20 protein-coding genes and 1 pseudogene are annotated in these 21,036 nt (G+C 61.0%); 17 read left to right on the top strand and 4 right to left on the bottom strand.

What is annotated here, in order from left to right; translation table 11 throughout:
* Positions 1–28 precede the first annotated feature (28 nt).
* The 3 genes from BM267_RS00105 to BM267_RS00095 are packed head-to-tail and all read left to right on the top strand — an operon-like array spanning position 29 to position 3,000.
* Complete coding sequence (locus BM267_RS00105) at positions 29–1,705, top strand: carbon starvation CstA family protein (RefSeq protein WP_074778627.1); 1,677 nt, start codon at positions 29–31, stop codon at positions 1,703–1,705.
* A gap of 53 nt (positions 1,706–1,758) precedes the next feature.
* Positions 1,759–1,983 carry a cory-CC-star protein gene (locus tag BM267_RS00100; protein ID WP_211242654.1) on the top strand — a complete coding sequence of 75 codons (225 nt, stop codon included), beginning with the start codon at positions 1,759–1,761 and terminating at the stop codon, positions 1,981–1,983.
* A 9-nt stretch (positions 1,984–1,992) separates the two neighbouring features.
* A complete protein-coding gene (locus tag BM267_RS00095; RefSeq protein WP_074778631.1) occupies positions 1,993–3,000 on the top strand; it encodes an ArsA family ATPase in 1,008 nt (335 codons plus the stop codon).
* A gap of 2 nt (positions 3,001–3,002) precedes the next feature.
* Here the strand turns inward: BM267_RS00095 and BM267_RS00090 are convergent, their stop codons facing one another.
* Complete coding sequence (locus BM267_RS00090; protein ID WP_177173380.1) at positions 3,003–4,529, bottom strand: L,D-transpeptidase family protein; 1,527 nt, start codon at positions 4,527–4,529, stop codon at positions 3,003–3,005.
* A 344-nt stretch (positions 4,530–4,873) separates the two neighbouring features.
* Here BM267_RS00090 and BM267_RS00085 point away from each other — a divergent pair, with 344 nt between their 5' ends.
* The 11 genes from BM267_RS00085 (at position 4,874) to arfB (ending at position 15,394) form a co-directional block, all read left to right on the top strand.
* Positions 4,874–5,542 (top strand): murein L,D-transpeptidase catalytic domain family protein, encoded by a 669-nt coding sequence (locus tag BM267_RS00085; protein WP_074778797.1) that lies wholly within the window; start codon positions 4,874–4,876, stop codon positions 5,540–5,542.
* 404 nt (positions 5,543–5,946) lie between these two features.
* Positions 5,947–6,495 carry a hypothetical protein gene (locus BM267_RS00080; protein ID WP_074778633.1) on the top strand — a complete coding sequence of 183 codons (549 nt, stop codon included), beginning with the start codon at positions 5,947–5,949 and terminating at the stop codon, positions 6,493–6,495.
* The gene (locus BM267_RS00075) at positions 6,495–6,821 is read left to right on the top strand and encodes a winged helix-turn-helix domain-containing protein (protein WP_074778635.1); all 327 of its coding nucleotides are present in this window, start codon (positions 6,495–6,497) and stop codon (positions 6,819–6,821) included. Before BM267_RS00080 ends, BM267_RS00075 begins: the two co-directional genes overlap by 1 nt.
* A gap of 17 nt (positions 6,822–6,838) precedes the next feature.
* The gene (locus BM267_RS00070) at positions 6,839–7,726 is read left to right on the top strand and encodes a MotA/TolQ/ExbB proton channel family protein (protein WP_177173381.1); all 888 of its coding nucleotides are present in this window, start codon (positions 6,839–6,841) and stop codon (positions 7,724–7,726) included.
* 2 nt (positions 7,727–7,728) lie between these two features.
* Positions 7,729–8,163 carry a TonB system transport protein ExbD gene (exbD, locus tag BM267_RS00065; RefSeq protein WP_074778638.1) on the top strand — a complete coding sequence of 145 codons (435 nt, stop codon included), beginning with the start codon at positions 7,729–7,731 and terminating at the stop codon, positions 8,161–8,163.
* Positions 8,163–8,885 carry a TonB family protein gene (locus BM267_RS16630; RefSeq protein ID WP_074778640.1) on the top strand — a complete coding sequence of 241 codons (723 nt, stop codon included), beginning with the start codon at positions 8,163–8,165 and terminating at the stop codon, positions 8,883–8,885. The genes exbD and BM267_RS16630 overlap by 1 nt, the downstream gene beginning before the upstream one ends.
* Positions 8,886–8,911: 26 nt before the next feature.
* Positions 8,912–11,491, top strand: coding sequence for an ankyrin repeat domain-containing protein (locus tag BM267_RS00055; RefSeq protein ID WP_074778642.1), 2,580 nt, complete (start codon positions 8,912–8,914; stop codon positions 11,489–11,491).
* Between the two features lie 84 nt (positions 11,492–11,575).
* Positions 11,576–13,087: a phospholipase D-like domain-containing protein gene (locus tag BM267_RS00050; protein WP_051610845.1), complete on the top strand. Its 1,512-nt coding sequence runs from the start codon at positions 11,576–11,578 to the stop codon at positions 13,085–13,087.
* 68 nt (positions 13,088–13,155) lie between these two features.
* On the top strand, positions 13,156–14,151 hold the full coding sequence (locus tag BM267_RS00045; protein ID WP_074778643.1) for an Lnb N-terminal periplasmic domain-containing protein: 996 nt from the start codon (positions 13,156–13,158) through the stop codon (positions 14,149–14,151).
* A 77-nt stretch (positions 14,152–14,228) separates the two neighbouring features.
* Positions 14,229–14,984 (top strand): glutamine amidotransferase-related protein, encoded by a 756-nt coding sequence (locus BM267_RS00040; RefSeq protein ID WP_074778645.1) that lies wholly within the window; start codon positions 14,229–14,231, stop codon positions 14,982–14,984.
* Complete coding sequence (gene arfB, locus BM267_RS00035; protein WP_036989739.1) at positions 14,981–15,394, top strand: alternative ribosome rescue aminoacyl-tRNA hydrolase ArfB; 414 nt, start codon at positions 14,981–14,983, stop codon at positions 15,392–15,394. Before BM267_RS00040 ends, arfB begins: the two co-directional genes overlap by 4 nt.
* Positions 15,395–15,399: 5 nt before the next feature.
* Here arfB and BM267_RS00030 read toward each other — a convergent pair whose 3' ends face one another.
* Positions 15,400–16,254, bottom strand: coding sequence for a PA4780 family RIO1-like protein kinase (locus BM267_RS00030; protein WP_074778647.1), 855 nt, complete (start codon positions 16,252–16,254; stop codon positions 15,400–15,402).
* A gap of 62 nt (positions 16,255–16,316) precedes the next feature.
* The gene (locus tag BM267_RS00025) at positions 16,317–17,534 is read right to left on the bottom strand and encodes a serine hydrolase domain-containing protein (RefSeq protein WP_074778648.1); all 1,218 of its coding nucleotides are present in this window, start codon (positions 17,532–17,534) and stop codon (positions 16,317–16,319) included.
* Between the two features lie 171 nt (positions 17,535–17,705).
* Between BM267_RS00025 and BM267_RS00020 the strand changes: the two genes are divergently transcribed.
* The gene (locus BM267_RS00020; RefSeq protein WP_074778650.1) at positions 17,706–18,083 is read left to right on the top strand and encodes a YkgJ family cysteine cluster protein; all 378 of its coding nucleotides are present in this window, start codon (positions 17,706–17,708) and stop codon (positions 18,081–18,083) included.
* A 97-nt stretch (positions 18,084–18,180) separates the two neighbouring features.
* On the opposite strand, the gene BM267_RS00015 is transcribed toward BM267_RS00020, so the two are convergent.
* Complete coding sequence (locus BM267_RS00015) at positions 18,181–19,845, bottom strand: electron transfer flavoprotein-ubiquinone oxidoreductase (RefSeq protein ID WP_074778652.1); 1,665 nt, start codon at positions 19,843–19,845, stop codon at positions 18,181–18,183.
* Positions 19,846–20,152: 307 nt separating this feature from the next.
* Between BM267_RS00015 and BM267_RS00010 the strand changes: the two genes are divergently transcribed.
* A complete protein-coding gene (locus BM267_RS00010) occupies positions 20,153–20,902 on the top strand; it encodes an electron transfer flavoprotein subunit beta/FixA family protein (RefSeq protein WP_036989743.1) in 750 nt (249 codons plus the stop codon).
* Position 20,903: 1 nt separating this feature from the next.
* Positions 20,904–21,036, top strand: a pseudogene (locus BM267_RS16625) (electron transfer flavoprotein subunit alpha/FixB family protein); the annotation flags it as partial.

The raw sequence follows: 21,036 nt of genomic DNA, 5'->3' as shown, positions 1-21,036 counted from the left end.
ATGAACAAATAAAAACAAGGAGCATGGGATGAGCGCAGTATTGGTATTGGCGGTAGGACTGATTCTGATGGCGTTGGGATATTTCATCTATTCCAAATTCATCGCCGAGAAGATATTCCGCCTGGATCCGAACTTTCGTACGCCTGCCCATGAGCTGGAAGACGGCGTCGATTTCGTGCCCACCAACAAATACGTTCTCTGGGGTCACCATTTCACCTCGGTTGCCGGGGCCGCGCCTATTGTGGGGCCGGCCATCGCGGTCATCTGGGGCTGGGCACCGGCGTTTCTCTGGGTGGTCTTCGGTACCATCTTCTTCGCTGGCGTGCATGATTCCGGCGCGATCTGGGCGAGTGTCCGCAACAAGGCCCGGTCCGTCGGCTCGCTGACCGGTGATGTGGTCGGCAAGCGGGCACGTAGCATATTCATGATCGTCATCTTCCTGTTGCTGCTGATGGTTAACGCGGTATTCGCCGTGGTGATCGCCAATCTGATGATGGCTTTCCCATCGGCAGTTGTGCCGGTGTGGGGCGCGATTATCGTGGCGCTGGTTATCGGACAACTGATCTATCGGCGCAAGATTGGTCTGATCACCGTATCGGTCGTCGGCGTGGCGGCCTTGTACGGCCTGATTCTGCTCGGGCCGTCAGTGCCGGTGCAGATGCCAGCTGAAGTTGCCGGCATGTCCGGTAACGCCGTCTGGATCCTGCTGCTGTTCCTCTATGCTGGTGTCGCCTCGGTACTACCGGTGTGGATGCTGCTGCAGCCCCGCGACTACATTAACGGCCTGCAACTGTTTGTCGGGCTGCTGATCCTGTATGCCGCTATCGTGCTGCTCAACCCGAGCATGATCGCGCCGATGTTCAACGACAACGTGCCGGCCGGTACGCCATCGATTCTTCCGCTACTGTTTGTGACCATCGCCTGTGGCGCCATCTCCGGCTTCCACGGCCTGGTTTCGTCAGGCACCACCTCCAAACAGCTTAATCGCGAGACCGATGCCCGCTTCGTTGGTTATTTCGGTGCGGTAGGGGAAGGCATGCTGGCCCTGGCGGCGATCCTGGTGGCGTCGGCTGGTTTTGCCACGCTGGCGGACTGGGAGACCATGTATTCCGCGTTTGGCCAGGGTGGGGTGACGGCATTCGTGCAGGGCGGCGCCTACATCATTTCCAACGCCATGGGGGTATCCGATGTATTGGCGGCCACCATGCTGACGGTAATGGCTGCGCTCTTTGCTGGTACCACCATGGATACCGGCCTGCGCCTGCAGCGCTACATCTTCCAGGAGTGGGGTGATATCTACAACATCGAGTGGATGAAGAAAGGCTTGCCCGCGACCGTACTGGCCATCGCATCCTGTCTGTTGCTGGCGTTTGGCGCCGGTGGCGCGGATGGCTCCGGCGGCATGCTGATCTGGCCCTTGTTCGGCACCACCAACCAGTTGCTGGCTGGCCTGACGCTGTTGGTCATCACCGTGATGCTGGTCCACCTGCGCCGACCGATCAGGTATACGCTGGTGCCGCTGTGCTTCGTGCTGGTAATGACGGTCATCGCGCTGGTGCTCCAGATGCGGACTTTCTACGAACAGGGCAACTACTTCCTGCTGGTCCTGGACCTGGTGGTGCTGGTTGCGTCGATCCTGGTCGCCATGGAATGCGCCTCGGCGCTCAAGCGCCACCGCGCCATTGCGGCGCAGGAACAGCCGTGACCGGAGGGCGAGAGCCGAAGCAGCGGGGCTGGCTTGACCAGGCCCGCTTCTTCCTGGAAGAAGCCTACAGCAGCCGCTATCGTGGCGCGATTGCCCGGGCCCGGCGCGATGAGGATGACCTCTTCATGCTGCTGGTCTTTGCCGAGATGATGGGTGTGCCGAACCCGGCTGCCTATTACACACTGGAGCTGCAGCCGTTCTTGCTGGAGCGTTTCCACGACTGGCATCGGCGCATGGGCATGGAACATTCGCCGCTGGATCACTTTCGTTGCTGTTGAGAGAACCCCATGTTTGATCTGTTGAGCCGCAAGCTGGTCTGGGTCGGCGGCAAGGGCGGCGTGGGCAAGACCACGGTGTCGGCTGCGTTGGCGATCCTCGCCGCCGAGCGCGGTCAGCGTTGCCTGGTGGTGTCCACCGACCCGGCCCATAGTCTCGGGGACGTCTTCGCCCGTGAGCTGGACGACCAGCCACGCCGCATACTGCCGAATCTGGACGCCATGGAGATCGATCCGGATGCCGAGGTCGACAGCCACCTCAAGCGGGTAATGGAGCAGATGAAGGGCTTTGCCGCCCCGGAAATGCTCGGCGAACTCAAGCGGCAGATGCAGCTGACGCGACAATCCCCGGGCACTCAGGAAGCGGCTTTGCTGGAGCGCATTGCCCGGCTGATCAACGATCCGGCCAGCGCATATGACCTGATCATTTTTGATACCGCGCCCATCGGTCATACGCTGCGCCTTTTGTCATTGCCGGAAGCCATGGCCGCCTGGACTGATGGCTTGCTGTCGCATAATCGCAAGTCCGCCGAGCTGGGCAAGGTGTTGCAGCATCTGACACCCAAAGCAGGGCGCGACGTCGCCACGCCCTTTGACGATCCGGAGCAAGATTCGCTGAGCACCGTGGACCGGCGATCACGGGATGTTGCCAAAACCCTGATGGACCGTCGTCGGCTGTTTCATCAGGCGCGGCGCAAGCTGGAAGATCCTGCGATCAGCGGTTTTCTGTTCGTGATGACGCCCGAGCGGCTGCCGATTCTGGAAACCGTGCGGGCCGTGGCAACTCTCGCGGAAGTGGGCATTCCCGTGGTTGCGACACTGGTCAACCGGGTCATTCCCGAGCAGGCTGATGGCGACTTTCTGCGCCGACGCCGCGAGCAGGAAGCCGTGTACCTGCAACGGATCGATACCGAATTGAGCCAACTGCCCCGTCCGCGCTTGCCCTGGCTGGAAACCGATGTGCAGGGGTTGGAAATACTGCAATCGATCGCCCAGCGGCTGGCGGCGCTGGGCTTCTGAATTCAATCCTCCTGGAGAGCCGCGTTCAGGGCTTTCGCCAATGCCTCATCCATGTCGTAGGGGTCAGGCAGGTAGCGCAGACTGCCATCCTCCATCACCTGTACGGTCCAGTAGCCGAGGATCACCTGGGGGCCACTCCTGACCCGGATTTCATGGGTCTTGCCGGTGGCCTGCAGCTCGCGGATGCGTTCTCGCTCGCTTGCGTCCAGGTTATCGAATAGATAATCCGCCAGTTCCGTTGCCTGCTCCACCCGCACACAGCCGGAGCTGACATTCCGCGCAGCCCGTTCGAACAACGACTGGCTGGGCGTATCGTGGAGGAATACGGCAAAAGGGTTTTCGAAGCGGAACACCAATGCCCCGAGCGGGTTCTCCGGCCCCGGTGGTTGTCGCAGCAACACACCCTGGGGGTTGTGCCAGTCGATATCCGCGGGGTTCAGCCGGTTGCCCTGGTAATCCAGCACCTGCAGATCGCGCTCGGCAAAGTAGGCCGGATTGCTGCGGATCTGCGGCAGTTTATCCTTGCGGAAAATGGTTGGCGGAATGGTCCAGCTGGGGTTGAGGGTCACCCGGTTGATGCGCGACACCATAAGCGGAGTAGCTCGGTCGGCTGTGCCCGATTGCACCCGGGATGCCCAGCGGACATCGTTGCCCTGGAATATGACCGCGGTGCTGCCAGCCGAATTGACCAGCAACACATGCTCATCCCTCCTGGCCTCCAGCCAGCGCAGACGTTCCAGGTTGATGAGTAGCTGCAGCCGACGTTCTTGCGGGGTGACGTTCAGCGCCGCCACCGTCTGCCGACCGACAATGCCGTCGCTTTGCAAACCATGGGCAACCTGGAATGCCCGGACTGCTTGTTGCAGTTGACTATCATAGCTCAGCGGCTGAGCGCGTACCGGCTCGGCAACCGAGGTGATCGGGTCGGTGAGCGGGCCGGCAGAAGGATCTTCCCATGGCAGAAAACCTTCCAGCATGAGCCGCTGGGCCAGCTGGGGCAGGCGCTGATCAGTCGCTCCCGGCTTGATCGATGGGCCCTCGGGAAAGGCAATAAAGATCACCGGTTCGCGGTCCATCTGCCGGTAGGCGCGGCGTAGTTCCACGTATTGGGGCAGAGTGGGGCGCGCACGGTCGAATGCCCGGGACATGTCTGCTAGCCCATAGCGGCCCAACTCGGCAACGGTCGGGCGCTCTGGTGGCGGATAATCCTTCGGATGCCACATGGGCTCATGGTCTTCGGGGTCCAGGCGGCCGCGGCTCAGGTGCTCCAATGCGTGCAGATAAGTGCCGGTCACCCGCAGTTCTGCGCAGACATCTTCGGGCGGGTCGGCAAAGGCAAGAGCATATTCCCGCGGCTCCAACCCGTCAGTGGCCAGCTCGAGCAACTCCTCCTGCAGGCTCTGCAAACGTTCTTCCTGTTGCCAGATGGAAATGTAGCCATTGACCTCGTAGAGCTGCTCCAGAGCTTCGTCGATCGGCATACTGCGTAGTTCCGGCAGCCCTTCACACCGCTGGGCAGTGCCTTGCATCAAGCTCTCCTGAATGGGCGTCAATGCAACCTTGACGGTGAATTCTGCCTTGGCGGGCACTGCGGCCCAGCAAAGGCAACTGACGAATAGCACTGTACATTTTTTGAGCAACAGGTAATCTCCCAACGACATTTTGGGGGCGCATCTGTTCATCCGGCCTGTTCTGCAGTATAGGCAAAGCCACGCAGACTGTTTGATAAGCAGCCGGAGAGCGACCTGTTTTCTTTATTTTTTGTTGGCTCGACCCTTTTGAGCCGAGGGGTAATTCGATGTTCGATCGTCTACGCTGCGTTGGCGTATTGACTGCTGCCTATCTCGCATTTGTAGCCGGCCCGGCGGCCGCCATGGAGACCGCCATCACCCATCCACCCACCCAATCCTTCCCGCAGAGCCACTTGGCCAGCACCCTGGCCAGCCAGGCCCCTGATCTCAATCCGCAGGTACTGCTGACCGCCGTGTCGGCGATGCAATGTGCGGTCAATAGTGGTGCCGAGCCGGCCGAGCGTCTTGCCGTAATCGACTTCTCCCTGCCATCCAGCGATCAGCGCTTGTGGATCTTCGATCTGCAGACCAGGACGTTGGTGCTGCAGGATCTGGTCGCCCACGGCCAGGGCTCGGGCGATAACCTGGCGAGCAACTTCTCCAATATCGAGGGCAGCCATCAGTCGAGTATCGGCCTGTTCCGCACCCAGGAAAGCTACTTCGGCAAGCACGGCTATTCCCTGCGCATGGATGGCCTGGAGCCGGGCATCAATGATCTGGCTCGACAGCGGGCGATCGTTATTCATCCCGCCGATTATGTTGATCCCAGTTGGATCGAGCGCCATGGCCGTATCGGTCGTAGCCATGGTTGCCCGGCGGTACGCCCGGAAGTGGCGGGCATGGTGGTGGATAGTCTGAAGGGCGGACAGTTCATGTTTTCCTGGTATCCGGATGATCATTGGCTGGCCACCTCGTCGTTCATCAATTGCCCGGTCTCCGAGGGCAGCAACATGATGGTGTCGACCCGCTGAACCGTCCCGCAGGCCGGCAGCAGCGTGATGCTGGCTGCCGGTTTGTAATCAAATTGCAGCCCCTTTTCCATAACAACGCACATTCGGTACTTGGTGCGTTGCCCTCCATGAAGATATCCACCCGCTTGATGCTGGCCGGATGGCTGGCGCTTGACCGCAGCAGCGAGGCGGTAGGGCGCCGTCGCCGGCGAATCCGGTCTGGGGCAGATGCACAACCCCTTCGGCGCGTCTGTACTGATGAGCTAGCAGCCCCTGCAGGTCGATGACACCATCGTCTGGCTCACGAAATAGCGCCTAATTGTGAACTGGATCACAATATTCCCTTAGGTCATGGCGAGACAGTTATTGATTCTGCTCGCTCTGTCGCATAGAGTACTTTACAAACAACAACAAAGAGATCCGGTATGACCACTACCGTTGAAGAGGCCGCCCAGGCGCTGCGTGAAATTGATTTGATCCGGCATCGCGCCGCCGGCTTCCAGGATTATCAGGCCGAATCCGGACAACTGCTGCTATGGGGGCTGGCCTATGTCGTCGGATTTGCTCTCACCGCCTGCTTCCGCGATTACCTGATCCCAATCTGGGTAGTGGTCGTTCTCGTCACCATAGGCGTCGGCACCTGGATGGCCAGCCGTACCGGTGCCGACGGAGCCCGCGTCGCCTGGCGTTATCTGGCCGTCATCGGGACCTTTCTGCTGTTCTGCCTTGCCCTCAATATCGTCTTCTGGCCCCTCACACCCGAGCAGGGCGCCATGCTCGCGCCCATGTTGCTGGCGGCCCTTTACATTCTGCGTGGCATTCAGCTGCGGCCGCGCTATATGGTCATCGGCTTGCTACTCGGCACCCTGTGCCTGGGCGGCTATATCCTGTTACTCCCGGTGTTCTGGCCCTGGATGACGCTCGCCTGCGGGGGCACCCTGATCGTCTCCGGCCTCTGGCTCAGGGCGTTGTGATGCAGACACCTGATGAAATCATTCACCAGCCGGTCCGGCTGAAAGTCATGGCCGCGATGAACACGCTGGATGCGGGGAAGTGGCTCGAGTTCGTGGCGCTGCGCGCCATTGTCGAGGCTACCGATGGCAACCTCGGCGCGCATCTCATCACGCTGGAGAATGCGGGCTACGTGCTGGTCAAGAAGGATTTTGCCGGCCGCAAGCCCCGCACCCGGGTATGCCTCAGCGCCCAGGGCCGTACTGCCTTCAGCCGTTATGTCATGGCGCTGCAGGCCATTCTCGCTCCCCTGAATCCGGATGCCTCCGGCTTCGACGACAACCAATAACAACAAACGAGGTTCATATGGAAATCAATAAGCTTCGATCGCGGGCGGGTAGCTGGCAGGCAAGGCTGCGGCTGATGAGTCTATTGACGCTACTGGGTCTAGCTGGCCTGACCGGCGGTCTGGCATTGGCCCAGGCACCCGCCGCTCCCGCCAGCCCAGCGGTACAACAATCCGGCGATAGTATCGCTCCCGCGGACATCGCTGCCGTCGCGCCCTTCGCGGGGACCGCTGTTGAGCGCTTTGGTGTGCGCGAGATGTTCGTTCAGGCCGACCTGGTCGTGAAGTCGGTCATGATATTTCTGGTGTTCTGTTCGCTGCTGACCTGGGCGATTCTGTTCGAGAAGCTCTGGGCCTTCTCTACCGCCAGACGACGTAACCGGGCATTCATTAATGCCTTCCGCCACGGGGATACCGCCCAACTGACCGAGCAGGCCAGCGGCAGTGCGGTCGGTCGCATCTGGCAGGCAGCACAGGCTGAGCTGAAGCATTTCGATCATCACCGGGGCAGCAACGTCACGGCTGATCAGATTAATCGCTTGCTGCAACGCATGTCGCTGAGCGCGAGCGTGGTGCAGGAAGGGGACCTGTCCCGGCTCGGCGCCATGATGGGCGTGCTGGCGACCATCGGGGCGACGGCGCCTTTCATTGGTCTGTTCGGTACGGTCTGGGGGATTCTCAACAGTTTTGCCGGTATCGCCACCATGAAGACCGCGAGCCTGGCGGTGGTCGCGCCAGGAATTGCCGAGGCGCTATTGGCAACGGCACTGGGCCTGTTCGCCGCCATACCGGCAGTGATGATCTTCAACAAGTTCGCCCGCGACATCAACGGCTTCGTTGGCACGCTGGACAATTTCTGCGCTGAGTTGCTGGCCACGGTGTCCCGACAGATGGATGAGGCTCGCTGAACATGGCCATTCATCTTGATTCCGGACCGACGGTGAAACGCCACAGCTACCAGCAGAACGCCGAGATGAACATCACCCCGTTTGTCGATGTGATGCTGGTGCTGCTGATCATCTTCATGGTGGCGGCGCCGCTGGCTACCGTGGATGTGCCGGTGGATCTGCCCAGCAATGCCGCAGCGCCGAATGTGCCGCCGACCGATCCCGTCTATATCAGCGTGCAGGCCGATGGTCGTCTCTTCGTGCAGGAACGGTTGGTGGCGTTCGAAGAGCTGAGCGCTGCGACCCATGGTGCAACGGGGCAACGGCTGGATACCCGGTTATTCCTGCGCGGCGACCAGGCAGTGGATTACGGCACTCTGATGCGGGTAATGAACCAGTTGCAGAAATCCGGCTACCCGCGCATCAGCCTGGTGGCCATGGAAGAGCTGGTGCCCTGATGCAAGCTCACCGCGGAAACTCGCAGCGGGCCTGGCCGATACGCTTGCTGGTAATCGTGCTATCCATTGGGCTGCATGCGGCCCTGGTGGTCTGGTTGATGGACAGCCGGTTCAGTCATCCGATAGTGCAGCAGTCGCAGGTAGTTGCTATCGAGCTGGTATCGCCGGTAGAGCCCGAACCGGTCCCCGAGCCCGAACCAGAGCCCGAGCCCGAACCAGAGCCAATAGCTGAGCCGGAACCAGCACCCCAACCTCAGCCCCAGGCTGTAGCGCGAGAACCGGCGCCGGCACGGCCGGCAACCCCGCAGCGCAGCGGGCCGCCAGTGCATTCGTTCGGCGATAACCAGGACTGGGCAGCGCCGGCCCCCACGCCCATGGAAAGCCAAGTTGCGGCCCGAGGGCGGCCGGTGCCCTCCGGCTATGCCGATACGGTCAAGGGCCGGGTCACCGCACGTCTCCAGCGTCCGGAAGGATCGGTATACAAGCCGCCGCCGGGGTACAAGGGCGATCCCAATGACTTTAAGCGCCAATGTTATATCCCCTATGAAATTACCGTCGACGCCAGTGGCCGGATGTTGAGTTACGAAATTGATCGCTGTGGTGATGAGTTGCTCGACGCTGCGGCCGAGCAGGCCGTCCGCGGCGCGGGGCCGTTTCCGCCGCCGCCCAATCAGGGAGCCGAGAAATATGTCATCTATGGCACCGCCATCTTCATCAAATGACACCGTTGCAGGGAAGGACTGAGAATATGCCGGTAACAACACGTTTTTCTTGCACCCTGATTGCCGCAGCGTTGCTGGGAGGCTGTGCCGCCCCAGTGCCGCCGAAGCCACCCATCGATACCACTCCCAAGGCCCGCCCGGCAGTGCAGCAGACCCGAGCCAGCTTTGCTTGTACTGGGGCCTTGCCAGCAGTGCATCGGCAGATCTGTGCTGATGATGCACTGGCCCAGCTGGACAAGGCGTTGGTCCAGAAGCAGCACCGGCTGCAACATGAGCTGGACCCGGTAGGCAGCCTGCTGCTGGCGGCAAATCATCGACAATGGCTGCTGAGCCGAGGCGAGAAATGCGCGGTTACAATGGATACCGAGCCCAACGAGCAACTGCGCCATTGTCTTACCGGGTTGTACCAGCAGCGGCGCCGCGCATTGGATAGCTGGCCGCCGGCCAGGCCCACTGCCGGTAATGACCCCCATGCCCTGGCCAGCTACGCCGAATACCGTCTGGTGGATAATCGAGACGCCGGCGTGTGCGAGCAGACCGGCGCCGAGCTGAACCGGGATCTGCGCCGCCATGGCCTGCCGTCACCGGCGCGCCTGGATGGCGTAACGCTGATCGCCGGCAGTCACGCTCAGGTGCCGCAGGCGAGTGTCGACGGGCGCCAGGTCAGGGTCGAGCTCTACAACGCCGGGCTCTACGCCGGCTACCAGACCCGCGCCCGCGGTCTCAGCGTGGATGGCCAGCCGCTGCTGGACGATGCGACTCTGCCGTTCTGGATCGCCGAGCAGCCCAACTACGGAGGGCGTGCCCATGCGGCCTCATCGCAGACCGGTGATTACGGGACCATCGATGTATTTCGCCGGGGTGGGCAGGCCTACGTGCTGGTCAACGAAACCTGGGGCTTCTATTCGCCGGCGGCGCGGGGTGAATCGGCCTACGCCGGGTTGTATCGGCTCGATGGCGCCAACCTGCAACCGCTGTGCCTGTACCAGACCTATCTTACGCCGCCGCGGACCAACACCCTGGCCGGGTTGGCAGCCTATTCCAGGCTGGAAGCCGAGCTCAATGACATCGCTGGCGATCCATTACCGGCCATGGCTCAGCATGAGCGCCGCGACGCCTTTCAGGCCTGGAAGGAAGCGCAGTGGACGCTGCTGAATCTGCCATTGCTGGGAACCGACGCCCTGCAGCGGTACGGGCGGGAGGCGGCGCTGCATCAGCGCCAGGATCAGGCGCTGGATGCGTTGTTCGACTGGTCCGAGCGCAACCTGACCAACAAGCAGATCTACCGGCGGGTGATGCCAATGATGCAGCCGGCCTGGCAGGAGCTGCAGCAGATGTTCCTCGGCCAAGGGCTGAACGAGGCGCAGGCGCGCATTGCAGCGGATCTGCTGCTGCATGAAACCCTGGCCCGCGCCATGGAGAACCTCGCGCCACCGACCCAGCCGGTGGCGCTGCCGCTGGCTGCCCATGCAAGCTATAACCCGCGCTACGCCATGGCCCCAGCTCCGGGCGATCTTGAGCGCGGGCGCCAGTTTGCCACGCTGCACAGCGTGCTGTTGAACAACGCACCGGCGCCAGTGGTGCGGGATTTCATCGCCTATGAATCGAATACCCTCGGCCCACGCCGTGGTCTCGGGCCCGACGACTCGCCGGCGGTAATGGCGGCGGTTCTGCGCCCGGACAATCTGCAGTTGTTGCTCAATGCCGGTTTCGACGCCGATCAACGCAACCGCTTGGGCAAGACCGCGCTCATGAGCGCCGCCGAGCACAACCAAGCCGACAGCGTGCGACTGTTGCTGGACCAAGGCGCCAATGTGCATGGCCAAACCCAGCTGCGCCCGACCATGGGCGTCGGCGGCCCGGAGCGGCGCGAGGCCGGGCAGGGCCGGCAGACCGCTCTGCTGCTGGCAGCCGCTAGAGCGGATCGGACGGTTATCGAGCAACTGACCGCCGCCGGTGCGACGACCCTGGCTTGGGATGGTTACGATCGGCAGGTGTGTCAGGCGATGCAGAGCAACGACACCTTGGACACCACCGAACGGGACCGCCTTCGCGATAGCCTGTGCGGCAGCTACGCTGCATTGCCAGCCGCTGAGCGGCAGCCGGTTGATGTACGCCAGGGCGATGTCCTGCAACATCAAGTCGACGGCGTGGAATACCGTATCAGCCTCAAATCACGGCCCGCCATGAGTTTATTCGGCCGCTCGCTGGACCTCAGGCCTGACGAGCTCGATCGGCAATTGCCTCCACTGGCGCTGAAAATCGGTACCGCGGCCGTGCGCCGCGGCGGCATGGAGCTCACCGGCCCGCTGACGCTGCAATTGCCCGATCTGGCTGGCAGCTCCGCAAGTTCGCTGGCCATGCATGTGGGGTTCCCGGTAGCGGCCAAAGGTGGTCATGTGGCGGGATACAGCCTGTCCCAACAGCCAGCGGCCAAGGTACTCAGTGTGCTCTTCGATAGCGAACGCAATGACGCTGCCGGCACCTGGCGTGCGCTGCTGAGTGCGGCCCAGCTACAGAATCTGAAACCGACCAACCAGGCTTACATCCTCCTGCACACCCGCGGCGGCCGCGCCATAGAGTATCAGTTGATGGTTACAGATTAACGCTCCACGCCGGCTCGCTGCTAGACTGCCATTGTCAGCATGCGAGCAAGGCGGGGCAGGGTGAAGACAGGTTTCCGGACATTATTGATCTTGATAATCGTGACGCTGGTGGGCTGCGCCAGCTCCTTGCCGGAACGCCATTTACCTCCGAGCGTCGCGGTCAAACCCGATTACGGCTCCGAAATCGGCCGCTACGTCCGTGACCATCAGCCTGAGAATAGCGCCGGGCTGTCCGGTTTCACGCTGGTGCAAACCGGCACCGACGCGCTGGCGGCACGACTGGCGATGATCGACGGGGCCGAGCGGAGCCTGGATCTGCAGTACTACATCTACCGCGGCGATGTGACCGGCGGACTGATCGCCGAGCGTCTGCTCAGCGCCGCTGACCGCGGCGTGCGGGTGCGCCTGCTGCTTGATGATATCGGCAGCGGCCTGCGTGACTTCGACGTCGCCACGCTCAACCATCACCCCAATATCGAGGTCAGGCTGTTCAATCCCGTGACCCTGCGCGGGCGTGTGCTGAAATATTTCAGCAAGATTGGTGAATTTGGCCGCATCAACTACCGCATGCACAACAAGCTGATGGTGGTGGATAGCCAGATGTTCATTACCGGTGGACGTAATATCGGTGATGAGTACTTCTCCCTCAGCGCCATGGATTTCCAGGATATCGATATCCTGGGCATGGGCCGCATTACCCGAGACGTGACGCGCAGTTTCGATGACTACTGGAACGCCAACGAGTCGGTGCCAGTGGAAAGCATGTTCCGCCGCCCCGGCAAAGACGCCAGCCTCAAGCTGCGCAAACAGCTCGAGGCGTTGCGTGAGCGGCACGACGGGGGCGCCTATCTGCAGGCGGTGGCCGAGTCGCCCTTTCACCGGGCGCTGCATGATGACCGCATCGTCTGGCATTGGGGTGAGGCGCAATGGCTGTCGGACCCGCCCACCAAGGCCGACCCCCAGCACGACACCAATCAGGTGCCAATACTGGCACGCAAGCTGATCGGCCATGCCCGGGACAGTGAAGAAGAGCTGTTGTTGATGTCCGCCTATTTCATTCCGGGCTCCCGAGGAGAGGTTTTCCTGATCGATATGGTAGAGCACGGTGTGGATGTGCGCGTGCTGACCAATTCGCTCGCCACCACCGATGTGCTCGCGGTGCACAGTGCCTATGCCCGCTATCGCAAGCCGCTGCTCAAGGGCGGTGTGCGAGTCTGGGAGCTCCAGCGCCAGTCCACCCAGCAAGAACGGACCAGCACCTTCCTCGGCGAATCCCAGGCCAGTTTGCATGCCAAGGCCTTCGTCTTTGATCGGGATAAGGTGTTCGTCGGCTCGGTCAATCTCGATCCGCGCTCCATCGTCCTGAATACCGAGGCGGGCGTGCTGGTGCATCAGGCCGACTTGGCGCAAGCGCTGGCTGGCCTGTTTCGCCACTGGACCTCCGGTGAATTCGCCTTTGAGCTGAAACTCGACGATAACGATCAACTGCGCTGGGAGTCCTCTGAACAAAGCTGGGATCGGGAACCCCATGCCAGCCGCTTCCGCCGCACCGCGGCCTGGTTCCTCGGCTGGCTGCCGATCGAGGGGCAGCTCTAGGAGGCTGCCCCTGTACCTGCTTCCCGCGTTTGACGTAGGATGAGCGAAATTTTCCTTGCAGGCCTCGCATGTTTCGGATCGTTCTGCTGTCGCTGGTCACTTTTCTGATGATTCTCAGTAGCCTGTGGGCAGTGCTGGCACTGTGGTTTCAGGCACCGGGTGGTGGGGCGGGGCGCTATGGGTTTCCGCTGTTGTGGCTGCTTGGTCTGGTCGCGCTGCTGTACTGGTTCTGGCTGGGAGGTAGCTGGTGGCAAAGCCTGTTGGTGTACATCGCCCTGTTCGCCCTGCTGGTTGTCTGGTGGGGGACAATCAAGCCGAGCAATCAACGGGACTGGGCTGATGATCTGGCCCACATCACCACTGGCACCGTCGATGGCCGACAGGTCAGGCTGGATAATGTGCGTAATTTCCATTGGCGCAGTCAGCAGGACTACGACATCGGTTGGGAAAGCCGCGTATATGATCTGTCCCGCCTGCGCTCGGTGGACATGTTCACCTCCAATTGGGGGCTGGCAGCCATCTCCCATGTCCTGGTGTCATTTGGCTTCAGCGACGGCGAGCATGTGGCGTTCTCGGTGGAGATTCGCCGGGAGAGGCATGAAAGGTTTTCCGAGCTGGGTGGTTTCTTCAAGCAATTCGAATTGAGCATCATCGCCGCCGATGAGCGCGACATTGTGCGGGTGCGCAGCAATGTGCGTCACGAGGAGCTTGAGCTGTATCGCATCAATCTGGGCCCGGCTGATGCGCGCGAGCTGTTTCGCTCTTTCGTAGTGCAGGCCAACCAGCTCGCTGAGCAGCCGCGTTTCTACCATACGGTGACCGGCAACTGCACCACCATCGTGTATTCGATGATGAAGAAGATCGTCGATGGCCTGCCGCTGGACCACCGGCTATTGCTGACTGGCTATCTACCGGCCTATGTTCATGAGGTAGGTGGCATGGTCCCTGGGCTGTCACTGGCGGAGCTGCAGCGCCGCGGTCGGATTACCCAGCAGGCTCGGGAGGCGGATACGGCTCCCGATTTCTCGGCGCTGATTCGCCGTGGTGTGCCGGGCTGGGAGTAGACGGCACGGCCATTGCATCGCCTCCCGCGTTGGGGGTAATGGGGCTCCGTAGCCAGATTCATTCGATGAGGTGATATGTGAAGATCGGTATTTTGCAATGTGATGATGTGAAGCAAAGCCTGCAGACGCGATACGGCAATTATCCGCAGATGTTCGCCACTCTATTGCAAGAGCTGTTACCCGACTGCGAATTGCCGGTGTACCGGGTGCTGGATGGGCAATTGCCCGCTGGCGCGGACAAATGCGATGCCTGGCTGATCACCGGTAGCAAGTTCGGGGTGAATGATGGCCTGCCCTGGATTGAGGCGCTGTGCGAATTCGTACGCACCCTTTGGGAGCAGAAAATCCCCCTGGTCGGCATCTGCTTCGGCCACCAGCTGATGGCCCGGGCGCTTGGCGGCACGGTTCGGCAGTCGGAAAAGGGCTGGGGGGTGGGCATGTCGTTCAACCAGGTGCTCGAGCGCAAGCCGTGGATGGAGCCCTTCCAGACTCATCTGGACCTGCTGGTCAGTCATCAGGATCAGGTTGTGATCCTGCCGCCGCAGGCCGAGGTACTGGCCAGCAGCGAGTTCTGTCCATACTACTTGATCCAGTACGGCGACAATTTTCTCAGCGTGCAGGGGCATCCCGAGTTCTGCAAAGGCTATTGCCGGGATCTGATGCAGCTGCGTGAGCGGACATTGCCGCCGGCGCGCCTGCGAGCCGGCCTGGCGTCGCTGAGTGCCGAGCCGGACAGCCTGCTGATGATGCGCTGGATCGTGCGTTTTCTGCACGACGCCAGCAGCGCGGCAAGCCAGCCCCAATGCCGCGACGCAGCGGGTGTGGCCGGATGATCCAGTTGTCACCAACCGTCGCGCTGGACGAGAACGAGCTGGAGTTAACCGCCATTCGCGCCCAGGGCGCCGGCGGCCAGAACGTCAACAAGGTTTCCAGCGCGATCCACCTGCGCTTTGATATTCAGGCATCGAGCCTGCCGGATTTCTACAAGGAACGGCTGCTGCAGTTCAAGGATCAGCGCATCAGCAAGGAAGGGATCGTGGTGATCAAGGCGCAGCAGCATCGCACCCAGGAAAAGAACCGGGACGATGCCATTGCGCGCTTGGTGCAGATGATTCAGGAAGCCACCGTGGTGGAAAAGCCGCGCCGCCCGACCAGGGCCACCAAGAGCTCGCAGAAGCGGCGCATGGACAGCAAGACCCAGCGCGGCAAGATCAAGGCGCTGCGTGGCCGGGTCGATGACTGATCCCCTTATTCCAGATCGGCGTCCATGATGCGCTGGATGCGCTCTTCTTCCTCGGCCATGGCCGCCTTGATCTCGGCAACCACTGAATCGACATCCGCGCTCTCGTCGCTTTCATCGAACTGCCCGGTGAGTGGTGTGTCCGGCGTCAGCTTGCCTTCTTCATAGAGCGCCCACATTTCCTTGGCGTAGCGCGTACTCAATAGCTCGGGGGCGTACTGGCCATAGTAGAGCGACATGTTGGTGACATCCCGCTGCAGCATGGAGAAAGCATTATTGTTGGCCGCGGCATCCACTGCCTGGGGCAGATCGATGATGACCGGGCCGTACTCGTCGACCAGCACGTTGAACTCCGACAGGTCACCATGCACCAGACCTTCGCAGAGCATGCGCTTGACGAACTCCATGACCAGGGCGTGATCCTCCAGAGCCTGCTCGGCGGACATGGAAACATCGTTCAGACGCGGGGCTACCATACCCTCTTCGTCGGTCACGAGCTCCATCAGCAGTACGCCGTCAAAACAGCCGTAGGGTTTGGGCACCCGCACGCCAGCTGCGGCAAGCCGGTACAGCGCATCCACTTCGGCGTTCTGCCAGATGCTTTCCTGCTGCTCCCGACCGAACCTGGAGCCTTTCTCCATCGCCCGCGCGCGCCGGGAGTTGCGCACCTTGCGGCCTTCCTGATACAGCGCGGCCTGCTTGAAGCTGCGCTTGTCTGCTTCCTTGTACACCTTGGCGCAGCGGATCGCATCGCCGCAGCGCACGACATAGACTGCAGCTTCCTTGCCGCTCATCAATGGGCGGATGACTTCGTCGACAAGGCCATCGTCGACCAGGGGTTGAATTCTCGGGGGTATTTTCATTGCGCCGTTATACCCTTATCCGGCGTTTTTATCAGCCCCCCGGTAGGCTTTCCGGTGAAAAATCAATCAACCAGGGCGGCGTTGACCAGTGCCCGCAGCTCCTGACGGATCATGTAACTGGAGGAGGGGATCAGTTGGGTCATGAAAATCACGATCAGATCCTCCACCGGATCGATGAAGAAGGTGGTGCCGGCCATGCCGCCCCAACCGTATTCCCCCGGCGAGCCGATGGTCTGGGATTTGGCTATATCGGTTTTCACGGCGAAGCCCAGCCCGAAACCGGAGCCGTCATAGGGCGTCTCGCTGAAGCCGCCGGTGGATACGGAGGGCAGGTCGGTATTGTTCGGCAGGTGGTTGAGGCGCATGAACTCCAGCGTCTTGCGTCCGATGATGCGTGCGCCGTCCAGCTCGCCGCCGTTGGCCAGGGCCTGGGCGAAGCGGTAGTAATCGCCGAGAGTAGAGATCAGCCCGCCGCCGCCTGAAAGATAGCCATGGCGCCGGGTGAAGTGCGAGCTTTGTGGGTCGTCCTGCAGGCTGAAGGTATCGCCATCCTGGTACTGATAGCAGGCCGCAAAACGTGCCAGCTTGTCCTCAGGTACAGTGAAAAAGGTGTCCTGCATGCCCAGAGGTCGGAAAACATGGGCTGCAAAATAATCATCCAGAGGTTTGCCGGACAATACCTGGACCAGGTAGCCGCACACATCCGTTGCCAGCGAGTAGTTCCAGGCGCTGCCCGGGGAGAACTCCAGGGGCAGCCGGGACAACTCATCGATCAGACCCTCCAGGGTCAGGCCGGAGTGGCCATCCAGCCTGAGTTCACGGTAGGCAGCATCCACATTGGTGCGGCAGGAAAAGCCATAGCTCAGTCCGGACTGGTGGGTCAGAAGATCGCGAATCGTCATCGGCCGTGCTGGCGGCGTGGTGATGAACTGCGGATGGACTCCAGACTTGTACACCTGCAGATTGCGCCAGGACGGGATGTACTTGTGCACCGGATCGTCGAGCAAAAAACGCCCCTGCTCATACAGCTGCATCAGCGCGATAGAGGTGATCGGCTTGGTCATCGAATAGATGCGATACAGCGTGTCGCTGTTGGCGGGCAGAGCCCGCTCGACATCCATCAGCCCCTGGGTCTGCTGCCACACCACCTGGCCATGGCGGGCCACCAGCGTCGCCGCGCAAGGCAGTTTGCCGGGCGCAAGGTAATTGTTTTCCAGATGCTCGGCAATGCGGTTCAGTCGGTTCAGGTCCATACCGGCAACAATGGGGGAATCGGCCATCGGGTTCTCCAGGCTAGCGGCGAAACAGGCCCTCGATAGTAACGTGAATGTAGCGGGGCAGGGCAAGGGGCCGCCCCCGGCAGGCAATATTTTTTTCTTCCGCCTACTTGTGAAGAACCGGGTAACAGGCGTAAAAATCTCTTCCGAAAAACGAATGAGGATTGCCATGCGATGAGCGAATTTTCACCCTGCCTGGACTGCGGTGCCTGTTGCTCCACCTTCCGAGTCTCCTTCTATTGGGGCGAGGCCGATAGCGCGCCCGGCGGGCTGGTGCCCGAGCGGTTGACCGAAAAGGTCACCCCCCACCTGAGCTGTATGCAGGGAACCAATCAGCCATCACCCCGTTGCGTTGCGCTGATGGGTGACGTAGGGGACGCGGTACGTTGCAGCATCTATGAAAAGCGCTCCAGCACCTGTCGCGAGTTTCCTTTCCATGGCGAAAATGGCCAGGACAGTCCCGATTGCCAGCGCGCCCGCGCCCTGCATGGCCTGCCGCCGCTGCCGTCTAACCCACGGGGGCCAGGGCTGATACCGATCGTGGCGGCCTGAAGCGGCCGCGCAGGATCTGGACAAACACGAAAAAGCCCCGACAGATCACTCTGCCGGGGCTTTTTGCTGCGCCTGAAACAGGTACAGTCAACGAACCTTACATATTGGGATAGTTCGGTCCGCCAGTACCTTCCGGAGCCACCCAGTTGATGTTCTGGGCCGGGTCCTTGATGTCGCAGGTCTTGCAGTGCACACAGTTCTGGGCATTGATCTGGAAGCGCTTGCTGCCATCATCGTTGCTCACCACCTCGTACACGCCGGCGGGGCAGTAACGCTGGGCCGGCTCGTCATACAGCGGCAGGTTCTGCTCGATCGGAATGCTCGGGTCCTTCAACTGCAGGTGGACCGGCTGGTCTTCCTCATGGTTGGTGTTGGACAGGAACACCGACGACAGCTTGTCGAAGCTGATCACGCCATCGGGCTTCGGATACGCGATCTTCGGCGCTTCGGAGGCCTTCTTCAGCTGCGCATGATCCGGCTTGTTATCGTGCAGGGTGACCGGGATCTTGCCGCCGAACCAATTCTGGTCGACATAGTTGAACGCACCGCCGAGCAGGGCGCCGAACTTGTGAATGGCTGGCCCGAAGTTACGCGAACGGAACAGCTCGTCATACAGCCAGCTGGACTTGAAGCTGTCCACGTAGCCGGTCAGCTCATCACCACCTTCACGGCCGGCTTTCAGTGCTTCGACTACTGCATCAGCGGCGAGCATGCCGGACTTCATGGCGGTGTGGCTGCCCTTGATCTTGGCGAAGTTCAGCGTGCCCAGATCGCAACCGATCAATGCGCCACCGGGGAAGACCATCTTCGGCAGCGAGTTCAGGCCGCCCTTGCAGATGGCGCGCGCACCGTAGGAAACGCGCTTGCCGCCTTCCAGGTACTGCTTGATCACCGGATGATGCTTGTAACGCTGGAACTCGTCGAACGGCGACAGGTGCGGGTTGCTGTAGGACAGATCGATGATCAAACCCACGACAATCTGGTTGTTCTCGATGTGGTAGAGGAAGGACCCACCGGTATTCTCGTTGCCGGTGATGTCCAGCGGCCAGCCGGCGGTGTGTACCACCAGGCCCTGTTCATGCTTGGCCGGATCGATATCCCAGATTTCCTTGATGCCAATGCCGTAGTGCTGGGCGTCGGCGTCGGAGGCGAGGTCGTAACGCTTGATCAGTTGCTTGCCGATATGGCCACGGCAACCTTCGGCGAACAGGGTGTACTTGGCGCGCAGCTCCATCCCGGGGGTATAAAAGCCGTCCTTCGGGTTGCCTTCACGGTCGACACCCAGGTCGCCGGTCAGGATACCGCGAACCACACCGTTCTCGTCGATCAGCGCTTCCTGGGCAGCAAAGCCCGGGTAGACCTCAACGCCCAGGTTCTCTGCCTGCTGGGCCAGCCAGCGGCACAGATTGCCCAGGGAGATGATGTAGTTGCCTTCGTTGTGCATGGTTTTCGGCACGAAGAGGCCAGGCAGCTTGGTGGACTTCTCTTCGCTGGTCAGCATATAGATGTCGTCACGCTTGACCGGCGTATTCAGCGGAGCGCCAAGCTCTTTCCAGTCGGGAAACAGCTCTTCCAGGGCGCGGGGCTCGAACACCGCACCGGATAGAATGTGGGCGCCCACTTCAGAGCCTTTTTCCACGACACAGACGCTGATCTCCTGATCGGCGTCAGCTGCTTGCTGTTTGATGCGACAGGCGGCAGACAGACCGGCAGGGCCCGCTCCCACGATGACGACATCGAACTCCATGAATTCGCGTTCCACTATTTTTATCTCCTAACTCATCGGCCGAATCGAAAATCGCTTTATCTTGAGATCTTCCGTGAATACATAGCGGCGCATTATATCAATCACGCTTCTTCACACCAGTGTAAAGATGTAAAGCTGCCGTTTTTTCAATACTACTTTTGCTGTATGGCTATTGACCCGCCATCGGACCCTCGGCATGATAAGGGGCTTTACGAAATACTCTCTTTAGTCCTTTTGTGACTATAAGTTATAAAGAAGTCACTTTTCAAGACAGGCTTCGCCTGCAGTTACGCGGCAACTACGCGACAAGAACGAGGTAACCATGAAGGTACTAGTAGCGGTTAAGCGGGTCGTTGACTACAACGTCAAGGTTCGCGTCAAGGCGGACAACAGCGGTGTTGATCTGGCCAACGTCAAGATGTCCATGAACCCCTTCTGCGAAATCGCCGTGGAAGAAGCGGTACGCCTGAAGGAAAAAGGCGTGGCGACCGAAATCGTCGCCGTCACCGTCGGCCCGACTGCTGCCCAGGAGCAGCTGCGCACCGCCCTGGCACTGGGCGCCGACCGCGCCATCCTGGTCGAGTCCGCTGACGAACTGAACTCCCTGGCTATCGCCAAGCTGCTCAAGGCGGTCGTCGACAAGGAACAGCCGCAGCTGGTCATCCTCGGCAAGCAGGCCATCGACTCCGACAACAACCAGACCGGCCAGATGCTGGCTGCGCTGTCCGGTTACGCCCAGGGCACCTTCGCCTCGGCCGTGAATGTCGACGGTGAGCGCGTCAAGGTCACCCGTGAAATCGACGGCGGTCTGCAGACCGTTGACCTGAAACTGCCGGCCATCGTCACCACCGACCTGCGCCTGAACGAGCCGCGCTACGCTTCTCTGCCGAACATCATGAAGGCCAAGAAGAAGCCGCTGGACGTGCTCAAGCCCGACGAGCTGGGTGTCAGCACCGCCTCCACCCTGAGCACCGTCAAGGTCGAAGCCCCGGCTGCCCGCAGCGCTGGCATCAAGGTCAAGAGCGTTGACGAGCTGGTCGACAAACTGAAGAACGAAGCCAAGGTGATCTGACATGACGATTCTGGTTATTGCTGAACACAACAACGCCGAACTGAATGCCGCCACCCTGAACACCGTGGCTGCTGCCGCTGCCATCGGTGGTGACATTGACGTACTGGTTGCCGGCGCCGGTTGCGCCGCAGTGG

The organism is Halopseudomonas bauzanensis (genome assembly GCF_900114735.1).
In the GTDB taxonomy this organism is placed as follows: Bacteria; Pseudomonadota; Gammaproteobacteria; order Pseudomonadales; family Pseudomonadaceae; genus Halopseudomonas; species Halopseudomonas bauzanensis.
Note: the sequence above shows the minus strand (reverse complement) of the source record. Positions and strands in the feature narration are given on the sequence as shown.